The organism is Mesobacillus harenae, assembly GCF_013343715.1.
Lineage (GTDB): Bacteria > Bacillota > Bacilli > Bacillales > Cytobacillaceae > Mesobacillus_A > Mesobacillus_A harenae.
Genome location: NZ_JABUNR010000005.1, coordinates 149,173 through 161,287, shown reverse-complemented (window position 1 = coordinate 161,287; position 12,115 = coordinate 149,173). Strand labels below are relative to the sequence as shown.

The window sequence follows — 12,115 nt, the reverse complement described above, 5'->3', positions numbered from 1 at the left end:
TTAAATAAATCCATTTAACAGCACCAAGGTAGTAAGCACAGTCACCGTTATTAATAAGATCAACGAAATTACAAATTTAAAGCGAAACACGCTGAGCATCATAAACGTATTTTTTAAATCAATCATCGGCCCGTAAATTAAAAACCCAAGAATGGCAGTGGTCGGAAAAAGGTTTTTAAAGGATGCCCCGATAAAAGCGTCAGCCTCTGAACAAAGAGATAATATATAAGCAAGTGCCATCATGACAATTGTTGAAGAAATCAAACCGCTGCTGATTTGAAGAAGGGCTCCTGAAGAGACATAGACTTGAACGGCCGCAGCAAAAAAAGCTCCAATGATTAAATACTTACCCATGTCAAAAAATTCATCGATAGAATGTTTAAGCATATCCCAGAATCTGTCTAGAAATGGTTTTTTGCTCGCGGAATCTTGTATAGAAATATTCGTAACTGATGCTTTTAGCTGGTTTCCTTTAAAGAGAACTGCAACAAGTAAAGCGATCATAATGGCGATAAAAAAGCCCAGGACCATTCTTAACCCGGCAATCTTCCAGTCGTTTCCAAACGCCATATAAGTTGAAAAAATAACAATTGGATTAATGAGCGGCCCAGTTAGGAGAAAGCCTACTCCAGCAAAAATTGGTACTCCTTTAGCAATCAATCTGCGGACAATCGGGACAATACCACATTCACAGGCTGGAAATAGCGCACCCACCACACAGCTCATGATAACGGCTAAAAATTTATTTTTCGGAATCCATCTTTCTATATGTTCTTCAGTAACAAATATTTGAATAATTCCAGCAATGACAACTCCGATAAGTACAAAAGGGAGAGCTTCTATAAGAATGCTTAAAAAAATAGTGTTTAAATTAAGAAAAGAAGAAGGTATTTTTAGCGGAAGCGAACTGTTTTCCTGAAAAATTGAACCAAAAGAAACTATGTAAACAGCAAGCCCAATTATCAGTAAACCTGTAAAATCAATTATGTTCGATCGTATCCAGCGGACCATGTGCGTTCCTCCGTATCGTTCTTTATTCCATTTGACTAGAATTCAGTAAAATATATTGCAAGTGGCAAACGGTTCAGTCATTTATCCATTATCCTATAACAAAAAAATTATAGCGTAAGTATGAGAGTTTGTAAAACGTAATTATTACGTATTACGAACTTTTTGATTTCCGTTTTGCGAAACAGTTGTCCTTATACTAACTCTATTAAATGATCGGTAATTTAGTACTTTCCTTTTATTTGGCTGTGTGAATTTCGTTGTTAGTTGACCTAACCAACAGCTTTCATATTTCTTGCGTACATTGTTTTTTCGAGAAAAGCTGCTCGTTGTTCTGCGGTGAATGTACAGCACGACTTGTTTAACCAGCAATAATCGTTAAAAAAGCCTAAAAATAAGATTTTCCAAACAATGCGTATTGACAAAAAAGCTTCTTATAGGCAAAATAAATGAACAGGATGAAATAATCCGCTGGTTTTCCAGGAGGTTTATATTAATGAGAACTAAGAACATTCTTTTCTATATTTTAATTACACTGATGCTGGTGACAATTGTAAGTATTGTGATGGGCTACCATCAATTTGGCTTCACAGTCGGCTTCATATTTAGTTTTTTTGCACTCGCTGTCGGGTTTTTCTTTTCAGCAAAAAACCGCGAGTTTATGCACAAGCATTATCATGAAGATTACACCGATCGTCGACATAAGAAATAGCATAGAAGGCAGTATCCATTAATCGGGTATTGCCTTTTTCATATGGGCGGAACCTAATGACATTCTATTCGTATTCCAAATATAGTTTTTTACTGAGGAGGAGACTGTTTGGCCCAAAAAAGCAAAACCTTTTTGCAGCTATTATCAAAGAATGTGAAGAAATCAATGGGACCGGGGAAATTTGAGGCAAACGGGATAAAGGTCCAATGTGTGCTGTGCGGCTGCGATACCTTTTCAATCGGACGAGCACAGCTAAATACAGCCTTTTTAAGTTTCTTAAACCTAGATTTTGCAAACCGGTCGGCTGAGACACTTACATGTGAACACTGTGGTTATATTCATTGGTTTGGTAAGGGTGTTAAGAGAATATACACATAACCCGTAGAGAAAATTAGTTTAGCTACAACAATAGGGTGTAAGGGAAAAGTCTATTTACCAACTTATCAATTCCGGATTTAAATATTGCTTCTTTGAAGAAAAAAATGACCATCCTGGCTAGGAATGGTCGTTTTTGTTATTTCTACCTTGGAAATCCTAATAATTCAATAGCATAAACGGATGTCAGGGTGAAAACCAGCGTCCATACCGCCAGGCTAATCGTCATCCATAAGAGAGTCGGCCGTTTTTTTGCCCCGAGTGCTAATCCTACTATGGCAGCAATATGCGACCCAATTACAAGAGGTCCCAGAAATGCAAGGCCTGGCAGCCCGTACTTACGCCAGACTTTTTCGCCGCGAGCCTGTTTTTTTGACGGTTTACCTTTTTTCCGCACGCGCCATTCTTGGTATTTCTCAAAGAAAATCACTAGCAAATAAACTGTAGAAAGATTGCCGATGAAGGCAAGCAAGCCGACTGAGAAGGCGTTCATCTCATTAATAATACTTAACGGAATCACTGCTGCGATTTCTATCCATGGGATAGCCGCTAAAATAAATACAAATACATATTCCCATATGGCTAAAAACCAGCTCATAATGCTTCCCCCCCCAACAGCCTTCCGGTATAATCTTACAGGTTTGATTATATTCCTATCAAGTTTAGACAATTGCCAAGGTTCAAGAACATATACTTTAAAAGGAATTTTTAGGAGTGAAAAAAACTGAGGAGGAAACTTCTTGCAAATTCGTCAGGGCAACCCCCACTTGATCACAAGGAGTTTGTCACCGGAAAACCAGGAGACGCCGATCCAATTTCTAAGTAATACCGTTACACCGGAAAAACTGTTTTATCGAAGAAATCATTTTCGTTACCCCTTATTATCAGATGATAATTTTTTTCTTTCAGTATTTGGAAGCGTGACGCGCCCCTATCATTTTTCCATTCGGGATTTATTTAACTTCCCAGCCCAAACAATTGAAACGGTCTTGGAATGTGCAGGTAACAAACGCTCCAAGTTTGAGCCGAAGGTAGCTGGTGAGCAGTGGGAGGACGGTGCAATTAGCCAAGGAATATGGAGGGGTGTTCCTCTTAGATTGATACTTGAGCAAACTGGATTATCTGAAAGAGCAAAAGAAGTCGTATTTGAAGCCCATGATAAGGGGAAACACCCTGGATACCCACAGCCAATCCGTTATGCGAGAAGCCTGCCATTGGCTAAAGCTTTGCATCCTGATACAATCATTGCCTATGAACTAAACCGCATGCCAATTCCCGGCAAGCATGGGTACCCGCTGCGGCTTATTGTTCCGAATTGGTACGGGATGGCATCTGTTAAATGGCTAAAAACCATCAGAGTAATTGATACAAAATTTCAAGGGCCTTTCCAAACGGATGATTATGTCTATTACCCGAAGGATCAGAAACCATTTCCAGTTACAGCCGTTAAGGTGAATTCAACGATTCAAAAGCCCCTAAATTTGGCGATTCTTGAAAAAGGAACCCATGAAATTAAAGGAGTTGCATGGAGTGGTTCAGGCGAAATTACGAAAGTTCAGGTCAGCTTGGATTCAGGAGTAAATTGGACTGATTCAACCTTGACCAAAGGCTCTCGATATAGCTGGTCATCCTGGCGGCACGAATGGAAGGCTGAACAGGAAGGTGAGTATAAGATTAAAGTAAGGGCAGTCGACTCTGCAGGCTTTGTCCAGCCTGATAAGGCAATGTGGAATAAAAAAGGGTATGGGTACAACCAGATTTCAGAAATTAACATAAAAATAAAATAAAGAATACAAAAGCGCAGGTAATAACTGCGCTTTTCTGTTTGGAATAGAATGTGAAAGAGTAAAAAGTAACTTTTTAATCAGTTTTTGCAACTTTTACCGTGTTTTGTTCGTATGTATTAATATGGGCGAACAGCAAGCTAGTATAAAAAAGAAAGAGGGGAATTAGATGTCAAATTATGCACTTGAGGTGCATTCGTTAACAAAGAAGATTGGTAAAAAAACAATTGTTGACGGTGTCAGTTTTACGATTGAAAAAGGGGAAATCTTTGGTTTACTTGGACCAAATGGGGCAGGGAAAACGACGATTATTCGGATGGTTGTTTCGTTAATTAACCGGACTGCCGGAGAAGTTATCATTAACGGACATAATTTAGATGAATCTTTTACAGAGGCAATGAGTGAAATTGGTGCGATAGTGGAGAATCCTGAATTCTATAAATATATGAGCGGGTATAAAAACTTGCTTCATTATTCTAATATGGCCATTCAGAAGATTCCTGCTGAAAGAATTCAACAGGTAACCGAGCTTGTAGCACTAGAACAGGCCATCAATCAGAAGGTCAAAACTTACTCTCTTGGAATGCGCCAGCGTCTCGGTGTGGCACAGGCACTTTTACATAACCCTAGTATTCTCATTTTGGATGAACCGACAAACGGCCTTGATCCACAAGGGATCAGGGAATTCCGTGATTACCTTCGCCAGCTTACAGAACAGGGTGTTTCGGTTTTGGTTTCCTCTCATCTACTTTCAGAAATGCAGTTGATGTGTGACCGGTTTGCGATTATCGAGCAAGGGAAGCTCATTCATATATCTACCATGAATGAATCGATCGGTGAACAGGAGCAGGCTGAGAGAGAGGTCACGTTTGAAACGAGCAATGCAGAAAACGCACTTGCGCTTTTCAAGGAGGCTAAGTTTGTAAATGAAATAAAAGCGATTAAGGGCAATTTTATTACGATAAAGATGGATAAGGAATCTATTGCAAAAGCGAATCGCCTGCTGGTAGAGAACGAGATAAATGTATATGAAATTAGCAGTGTTAAAGCAACTTTAGAAGACAGATTCCTGGAATTGACGAATAAAGAAAAAGTGGGGCAAACATTATGATGGCATTAATCCGGAACGAATGGATGAAAACGTTCGCTAAAAAGTCCAGCTGGGTATATCTAGCAGCTATCATCTTAGCAATTCTGATTGGCGGCATTTTCTATCAAAAAATGGGACCTGACGATAATCAGAATTGGCAGGCAGAAAGCCAGGCAGAGCTGGCATCATTAAATACACAGCTTAATGAATCCAGTGAAATGGACAGACGGTGGCTTGAAAGCCGGATTGAACAATTAGAATATTATCTTGAAGAAAATATAAATCCAAACGCGAAAAATAACTGGGATTTTATGAATGAAGTTGTTATTGGTGTTAGCGCACTTGTGACCTTATTTGTGGTCATTGTTTGCAGCGGGAATGTAGCTGCTGAATTTTCGGATGGAACGATTAAGCAGCTGCTAATCCGGCCTCATCAGCGCTGGAAAATCCTTTTGTCAAAATATATAAGTGTAGTTATGTACTCATTCTTGCTTGTATCCGTACTAATTGCTGCGGGGTACTTAATCGGACTCATTATGTTTGGGAGCGGGGATTTTAATACGAAAGTATTCGAAATGGGAATTGATGGGCAAAAGGTATCAGAGGCTGGACCGCAATTCTTTCAGAAAATCATCTTTTACCTGCCGAGTTTACTGATGATCATGACCATATCATTCATGCTGTCTACTTTATTCAAAAGTCAGGCCCTAGCAGTGGGGATTGGAATTTTTGTTCTATTCTTTTCATCGACGCTTGGCGGAATTATCGTTATGCTTGCTGATCGCTTTGCCTGGGCAAAGTTTCTCATATTTCCCCATCTGGACTTAACTGTGTATGCTCTTCAGGATGAGATTCTTGGTAATATTACATTGCCCCTTTCACTTGCTATATTGGGCGTTTACTATGCAGCATTCATGATTATTACATTTGGGTTTTTCGAAAAGAGAGATATAAGTATTTAAAGATAACACCAAATGCCGCTTGGAGTAAGTCCTAGCGGTTTGTTTTTTTTATGAGAGACGCCTTTCTACCAAGGATTGAGAAAGGACCAAATCACAATGGATTTGGTCCTTTTCTTAAGGCTGTTAAACTTGCTCTGATTTCTTCTAATATCCCCGAGCAGCTTTAATTTTGAATATTATTTAGTTCGTCTTTTAATTTCTTTCCAATACCCTCTAATTCTTCAAATCCATTTTTCAGGCGTTCTTTCCATTTTGAGCTTTCTTCCTTTAGCTTTTCTTCAAGCTCTTCCGCTTTTTCCTTAAGAATTTTATCAGGACGACGATTTTCCTTAAGTCGTTCATTCACTGATTTCACATCAAATTCTCCAGGCTCAATATGCTGAAGGGTGCCCTCCATAATCTCTTTGAAAATCGGAACAACCGTCTGTGAGCTGCTGCTTGGCAGATAATGCTCTCGGTCGGTGGTGTCAAAACCTAGCCAAATGGCCCCAACTATATTCGGTGTATAACCGACAAACCACTGATCCTTCGTGCCTTGTATATCAGCATACGGGAGCTGTGTCGATCCCGTTTTACCAGCGATCTGAACACCATCAATATTGGTAGCTTGGCCTGTACCAGTTTCAACAACGTTTAATAGGAGAGAAGTCATTTCACGAGCCGTAGAGCTATAAATAACGGATGTTGTTTTTGGTTTATGTTCAGCAATAGTTTCGCCGGTCGGACCAACAATTTTTGTTATAAAATGGCTGTCACGCCTTTTCCCTTCATTCGGAAACACAGAATAAGCTTCGGCCATTTGCAGAGGTGAGACGCCGTTATGCATCCCGCCGAGTGCAAGGGCTAAATTCTCATCCTCTTTAGAAACAGGAATTCCAAACTTTCTTACGGATGAGATCCCTTTTTCAAGACCTATTTGATCTAGCAGCCAAACAGCGGGAATGTTAATCGAATCTTCGACGGCTTTATACATTGGCACCTCACCTTGATATTGCTTTGTGAAATTCTCTGGTTCGTAATTGCCAAATGACATTTTTTCGTCTACAAGCTCTGACGTGATATGATACCCATCCTCGAGTGCGGGAGCATAGACAGCTAGGGGCTTCATCGTTGAACCAGGCTGCGCTTTTATATGGGTTGCCCGGTTAAAGCCGCGGAAAACATGTTCTCCACGTCCGCCAACAAGGCCGCGAACACCACCGTTTTTAGGATCGAGAAGAACGGCCCCACTCTGAACAAGTGTCCCGCCTTTATTACGAGGAAACAATGAATCCCGTTCATACACTTCTTCAAGGCTGGTCTGGATAGCTGGATCTAGTTCAGTGTATATTTGATAGCCCTTCGTAAGAATTTCTTCTTGGGTTAAGGCATACTTTGAGGTCGCTTCATCAAGTACTGCATCCACATAGTATTTATACTGACGCTTCACCAGGCTCCCGCCGCCGTCTTCAAGATTGATTTGTTCGTTTTTGGCTTTTTCATATTCTTCCCCGGTAATCATTCCGAGTTTGTTCATATTGCCGAGAACAAGATCTCTTCGCTGGATCGCACCTTCAAAGTTATTGTACGGATTTAAAGAGGATGGAGCCTTTAAAAGTCCGGCAAGCAGGGCAGCCTCACTTATCGTGACGTCTTTAATATCTTTGTTGAAATATTTAATTGCCGCCCGGTCAATCCCCCAGGCTCCGCCGCCAAAATAAACCTGGTGCAGATACATTTCTAAAATCTCATCTTTTTTGTAAGCTTTCTCAACTTCTACCGCTAAAAATAACTCCTCTGCCTTCCGTTTATAAGTCCTTTCCGGTGAGAGCAAAGCGTTTTTAGTCAGTTGCTGAGTGATGGTACTTCCGCCGCCAGTAATCCTGCCAGCAAGCAAGTTATTTAAAAAGGAGCGAAAAATCCCTTTTAAATCAAATCCATTATGGTTATAAAAGCGTTCATCTTCAATAGCAATGACAGCATTAGGTACATGCTCAGGCAATTCAGCCATTTTCATTCCCTTAGTACGGTTTGTTCCAACAGCGGTGGCTTCATTGCCATCTTTATCATATACAAGAGTTGCCTGGCTCAACCCATCCTTTAACTGCTGGACATTCACGCGGCTTGCCAAAAACGCGAAGTAGAGAATCGTCAGCAGGATGATTACCAATGTTGTCAAAAGTAAGATTTGTGTAATGTGTTTTTTCTTCCAGAAGCGGACAATTGTTTCCCAAATCCTAATTAATTGCTGCTTTATCTTTTCCATAATACCCCCTGGCTCGAGGAAACTATTTTCCTGAACCGCATTGTTTATTCAATCTTTTTACCCAGGTGCATCTATACTATATACGTTTTCTTTGGCTGGTGGGTTTCACTTTAACTTTGGAGCTATCATCAAATTATATATTATTTTTAAAGAATGCTCTATTACATAGTTTTCACCTTGTTTAAAATGGCCTAAAGCATACTCATAGATACGGAAATCTTTTCATACTTTTAAGGAATTACTTTTAGCGCTATTCGATTAATCTAGAGAGGGAATGGAGTGAGATCCTGTGAAAAACAGGCAATACCTCCTAATTTATAATAGAAAGTGAAATTTAAAGATTTATACATTCTATGGTAAAATAAGGAATAGGGTAAATTATCCAAAAAGGGGGCTTATGATGGTGATTTGGATGTGGATTGTTGGACCGTTTATCGCGTTCATTTTAGTTGAGGAAATTATCCACTTATTGTGGGCAAGATATGTGCTGGGCCCCAGGGCAAGAGAGTATAGAGCAAAAAGAATCATTCACACAGTAAAAGATAAATTTCAGAAATATCGAAGAGACCCTTCGATTTAAGGAAGGGTCTCATTTTTAAAATAGTTGTGAGTAATCAGCCTGCAAATCTCTTAACCTATTGAGCTTTAATTCCTTCAAATTGAAGAATTACTTTTACTTTATCTCCAACAAGAACTCCGCCTGTTTCAAGTGCTGCATTCCATGTTAAGCCATAATCACTGCGGTTTAAGGCTCCAGTACCGCTAAATCCTGCTCTTTCATTACCCCAAGGATCTTTCCCTTCTCCTTCAAAAGTAACTGCAAAAGTTTCTGATTTAGTTGTATTGTTGATCGTTAGATCGCCGGTAACGTCGTATTCACCCTCATCTTTTTTAACAATGTTTGTTGATTTAAATGTCATAGTAGGGTTGTTTTCTACGTCAAAGAAATCAGCAGAACGAAGGTGGTTATCACGGTCTGTATTGCGGGTATCAATGCTCGCTAACTGAACTGTGAATTGAATATCAGCAGTTGTAAGATCAGCAGGATCAGCTTCAACAGAAGCTTCGAAATCATTAAAAGCTCCTTTAACGTTTGCGATCATCATGTGTTTTACAGAAAATTCGATTGAGCTGTGTGTGTCGTCAATTGTCCATTTTGTCTTTGCCATTTTATTTTCTCCCCTTAAATGCGTTTATTTATCTCGGATTCAAGATAACTTAATTCAAGATAAATTATATGCTGTTAAAAATAGAATGTCAACCAAAATTAACTGAAAAAAATAACTATAAAGGAAAAATTACCTAACCATTCACCCTAATTCAATTTATTTTTTTGAATTGTATATTTTTCTAGGTAATTGGCATAGTAACAATGGGTTTAAAAGAGAAGTTAACGAAAAACTAAGTGAAAAGGAGAAAAAGTATGACCAATATAAAATTAGCTGTGATTTATTATAGTTCCACAGGTACGAATTACAAGCTGGCACAATGGGCGGAAGCAGGTGGAAAGGCAGCAGGTGCAGAGGTGAATGTATTAAGAGTTCCAGAAACTGCACCTCCATCTGCTTTGGAGGCTAATCCTCGTTGGAAGGCTCACATCGAAGAAACCAAGGATGTGCCTGAAGTAAGTCTTGATGATTTAGAATGGGCAGATGCGATCATATTCAGCGTTCCTACTCGCTTTGGGAATATGCCAGCACAGATGAAGGCATTCCTTGATTCAACGGGAGGGCTATGGTTCAACGGCAAGCTTGCGAATAAGGTAGTCAGTGCAATGACATCCGCCCAAAACCCGCATGGCGGCCAGGAAGCCACCATTCTCTCCCTTTATACAACCTTCTACCATTGGGGAGCAATTGTTGCTGCACCTGGCTACACTGACCAGGCTATATTTGGAGCAGGTGGAAATCCGTACGGAACCAGTGTCACAGTTGAACAGGATGGCAACATGAGAGAAAATGTAGAAGACGCTGTTAAACACCAAGCCAAGCGCACAGTAACAGTCGCTGAATGGGTAAGAAAAGGAAACCAATAAACTTCCTTCAAAACATAGAAGCTTCTCTGCCGATGGCAAAGAGGCTTTTTTTGTTGGGATTTTAGCTCTGTACTGGAGTACAAATTTTAAAGGATAGCAACTAAAGTGGACATTCTACACAGAGATAAAATTTCAATATGGGAGGAATTTCATTACTCCCAGTCATCTCCTTGACACAAACCATGGAAAAAGTTATAACCTATAAAACCTAACAATGAGATTATAGAGTAAGATGAAGGGAATAGTTATTAATAGACAGAATATAAAATATTTAATAGAAAGCGGGAAGAGTGATGGAGTCAAAAGAAGAATTATACTCAGAACTGGAGTTAATCAAAAAATGGGAAAAAGATCAGAGCGGTTTATGGTTTTGGGAACGCATAGGAAGGCTCCCTTTTAAGATTCTCGACAAGTTAACTCCTAACTTTATTCATAAAAAGATTGGATCCCTTCTGGACGAGCTGGGCAGTTTCATTCAAACAGGTGGAAAGTATTTGACACAGGAGAAGCAGGTTCATAAACTACTAACAAAACGAACGGGGCAGTCCATACAAAGCCGCGAAGAGATCAAAACTGTTTCGCTTGGAATTATGAAGGAGGTAAGCGCTGATATTGCTGGAAGCAGGAAGAAAATAGCGGCTGTCCAGGGGGCAACAACTGGAATTGGAGGCATTTTTACTTTAGCGCTTGATATACCTGCTTTGCTTGGTATGTCTCTAAAAGTATTGCAAGAAATTTCCATCGCACACGGCTATGATCCTAACGATAAGCAGGAACGTGTTTTTATTGTAAAATGTCTGCAATTTACTTCGGCGGATACAACAGGTAAGGAAACGATTTTAAAAGAGTTAGAAGCCTTTTACCATGGTGAGCAGAAAACTAATGAAATTATGGCTCAGCTGCAGGGATGGCGTGAGGTAGTTTATACATACCGCGACCATTTTGGCTGGAAGAAGCTCTTTCAAATGGTACCGGTCGCTGGAATTGTGTTTGGAGCATTTACGAACCGTGCCATGATTGAGGATATTGCTGAAACAGGTACGATGCTGTACCAAAAGCGCAGAGTGGTTGAGAGAATTAAAGAGCTAAGCGAAGTTAAAGCAATTGAATCCTAAGTTATAACGAGGGTCAAACAAAGACAGCAAAGGGATATACGCTAGACGCAAAGAAACGATAGAACGTGTTTTTGTATAAGCGGATGTGGTATGAAAAGGTCAACTTATGGGTTCTTAAAAAATTGCCTATGCAGGCGATGTGTAGGCTGCTGCTATGACCTTAAAGAAACTAGCAACTTGGATAGGGCAAGTTAGTTAAAGAGGACTCGGGAAGCATATTTTTTATCAGTTTAAAAAGTACTAGATGAATGGCGGAATGAAGGTGATCGACACCTGGGAGATCGACATTTCATCTCAGTCGAGACTCCCAGGAGTGTGCTGCGCGGAGTTTCGGCGAATGGCCCCGGAAAAATACCCATTCAAGTAAAAATAAATCTCTTAAACACTAATTGTTGACAAGCCTAAGCACCGCCATAGGCGGTGCTTTTAAAATTACTAAAGAACGCTTGCCTTTTTTTTCTTGAGTGACAACAAAGTAGTTATTATGTTCACTAAAATAAAAGCAGCCCCGTAGAACAGCCATCCGAAAACCTGACTGAATCCATCACTTGCAAACATTCCCCACCATATGCAGGCAGTTATAAATAGTAATAAGCTTATTATTAAAGAATAAACAATGACTTTGTTGGAGCTTTTGGTGGTTTTTAACATAAAATAGGTAAAGGTAATAGTTACTAGGATTGCTAATGCCATTACACTAAAGTAAAAAGCTCCCTCTAACTGACTGGACACCTATATCCCACCTAGCCTTTTAATTTTATGCGGCGCTTCTACTTATTAAAAAGAAAG

Annotated in this window: 13 protein-coding genes; 8 read left to right on the top strand and 5 right to left on the bottom strand. The window is 39.8% G+C overall.

Annotated elements, in window-relative coordinates; all coding sequences use genetic code 11:
* Nucleotides 1–1,011: a permease gene (locus HRJ06_RS08200; RefSeq protein WP_174731665.1), complete on the bottom strand. Its 1,011-nt coding sequence runs from the start codon at nt 1,009–1,011 to the stop codon at nt 1–3.
* A gap of 493 nt (nt 1,012–1,504) precedes the next feature.
* Between HRJ06_RS08200 and HRJ06_RS08195 the strand changes: the two genes are divergently transcribed.
* Together HRJ06_RS08195 and HRJ06_RS08190 are read left to right on the top strand one after the other, a co-directional pair.
* Nucleotides 1,505–1,720 (top strand): hypothetical protein, encoded by a 216-nt coding sequence (locus HRJ06_RS08195; protein WP_174731662.1) that lies wholly within the window; start codon nt 1,505–1,507, stop codon nt 1,718–1,720.
* 108 nt (nt 1,721–1,828) lie between these two features.
* Nucleotides 1,829–2,098, top strand: a complete 270-nt coding sequence (locus tag HRJ06_RS08190; protein WP_197969886.1) for a hypothetical protein — start codon at nt 1,829–1,831, stop codon at nt 2,096–2,098.
* 142 nt (nt 2,099–2,240) lie between these two features.
* On the opposite strand, the gene HRJ06_RS08185 is transcribed toward HRJ06_RS08190, so the two are convergent.
* Nucleotides 2,241–2,693 (bottom strand): small multi-drug export protein, encoded by a 453-nt coding sequence (locus tag HRJ06_RS08185; RefSeq protein ID WP_174731659.1) that lies wholly within the window; start codon nt 2,691–2,693, stop codon nt 2,241–2,243.
* 142 nt (nt 2,694–2,835) lie between these two features.
* Here HRJ06_RS08185 and HRJ06_RS08180 point away from each other — a divergent pair, with 142 nt between their 5' ends.
* The 3 genes from HRJ06_RS08180 (at nt 2,836) to HRJ06_RS08170 (ending at nt 5,931) form a co-directional block, all read left to right on the top strand.
* A complete protein-coding gene (locus tag HRJ06_RS08180; protein WP_174731656.1) occupies nt 2,836–3,882 on the top strand; it encodes a sulfite oxidase in 1,047 nt (348 codons plus the stop codon).
* A gap of 166 nt (nt 3,883–4,048) precedes the next feature.
* Complete coding sequence (locus tag HRJ06_RS08175; protein ID WP_174731653.1) at nt 4,049–4,990, top strand: ABC transporter ATP-binding protein; 942 nt, start codon at nt 4,049–4,051, stop codon at nt 4,988–4,990.
* A complete protein-coding gene (locus HRJ06_RS08170) occupies nt 4,987–5,931 on the top strand; it encodes an ABC transporter permease (RefSeq protein WP_174731650.1) in 945 nt (314 codons plus the stop codon). Before HRJ06_RS08175 ends, HRJ06_RS08170 begins: the two co-directional genes overlap by 4 nt.
* Before the next feature lie 163 nt (nt 5,932–6,094).
* Here HRJ06_RS08170 and HRJ06_RS08165 read toward each other — a convergent pair whose 3' ends face one another.
* Nucleotides 6,095–8,176 (bottom strand): transglycosylase domain-containing protein, encoded by a 2,082-nt coding sequence (locus HRJ06_RS08165; RefSeq protein ID WP_174731647.1) that lies wholly within the window; start codon nt 8,174–8,176, stop codon nt 6,095–6,097.
* Nucleotides 8,177–8,576: 400 nt separating this feature from the next.
* Here HRJ06_RS08165 and HRJ06_RS08160 point away from each other — a divergent pair, with 400 nt between their 5' ends.
* A complete protein-coding gene (locus HRJ06_RS08160) occupies nt 8,577–8,756 on the top strand; it encodes a hypothetical protein (RefSeq protein WP_174731644.1) in 180 nt (59 codons plus the stop codon).
* Nucleotides 8,757–8,811: 55 nt separating this feature from the next.
* Here HRJ06_RS08160 and HRJ06_RS08155 read toward each other — a convergent pair whose 3' ends face one another.
* Nucleotides 8,812–9,345, bottom strand: a complete 534-nt coding sequence (locus HRJ06_RS08155; RefSeq protein ID WP_174731639.1) for a YceI family protein — start codon at nt 9,343–9,345, stop codon at nt 8,812–8,814.
* A gap of 254 nt (nt 9,346–9,599) precedes the next feature.
* Between HRJ06_RS08155 and wrbA the strand changes: the two genes are divergently transcribed.
* Nucleotides 9,600–10,211, top strand: coding sequence for an NAD(P)H:quinone oxidoreductase (gene wrbA, locus HRJ06_RS08150; RefSeq protein WP_174731636.1), 612 nt, complete (start codon nt 9,600–9,602; stop codon nt 10,209–10,211).
* A gap of 293 nt (nt 10,212–10,504) precedes the next feature.
* Entirely contained in the window at nt 10,505–11,326 is an 822-nt protein-coding gene (locus HRJ06_RS08145; protein ID WP_174731633.1) for an EcsC family protein, read from the top strand.
* Nucleotides 11,327–11,761: 435 nt separating this feature from the next.
* Here HRJ06_RS08145 and HRJ06_RS08140 read toward each other — a convergent pair whose 3' ends face one another.
* Entirely contained in the window at nt 11,762–12,058 is a 297-nt protein-coding gene (locus HRJ06_RS08140; protein ID WP_174731630.1) for a hypothetical protein, read from the bottom strand.
* Nucleotides 12,059–12,115: the final 57 nt, after the last annotated feature.

Coding starts and splice junctions, on each gene's coding strand:
- HRJ06_RS08200 (WP_174731665.1), bottom strand. CDS start 1,011: ATGGTCCGCTGGATACGATCGAACATAATTGATTTTACAGGTTTACTG.
- HRJ06_RS08195 (WP_174731662.1), top strand. CDS start 1,505: ATGAGAACTAAGAACATTCTTTTCTATATTTTAATTACACTGATGCTG.
- HRJ06_RS08185 (WP_174731659.1), bottom strand. CDS start 2,693: ATGAGCTGGTTTTTAGCCATATGGGAATATGTATTTGTATTTATTTTA.
- HRJ06_RS08175 (WP_174731653.1), top strand. CDS start 4,049: ATGTCAAATTATGCACTTGAGGTGCATTCGTTAACAAAGAAGATTGGT.
- HRJ06_RS08170 (WP_174731650.1), top strand. CDS start 4,987: ATGATGGCATTAATCCGGAACGAATGGATGAAAACGTTCGCTAAAAAG.
- HRJ06_RS08165 (WP_174731647.1), bottom strand. CDS start 8,176: ATGGAAAAGATAAAGCAGCAATTAATTAGGATTTGGGAAACAATTGTC.
- HRJ06_RS08160 (WP_174731644.1), top strand. CDS start 8,577: ATGGTGATTTGGATGTGGATTGTTGGACCGTTTATCGCGTTCATTTTA.
- HRJ06_RS08155 (WP_174731639.1), bottom strand. CDS start 9,345: ATGGCAAAGACAAAATGGACAATTGACGACACACACAGCTCAATCGAA.
- wrbA (WP_174731636.1), top strand. CDS start 9,600: ATGACCAATATAAAATTAGCTGTGATTTATTATAGTTCCACAGGTACG.
- HRJ06_RS08145 (WP_174731633.1), top strand. CDS start 10,505: ATGGAGTCAAAAGAAGAATTATACTCAGAACTGGAGTTAATCAAAAAA.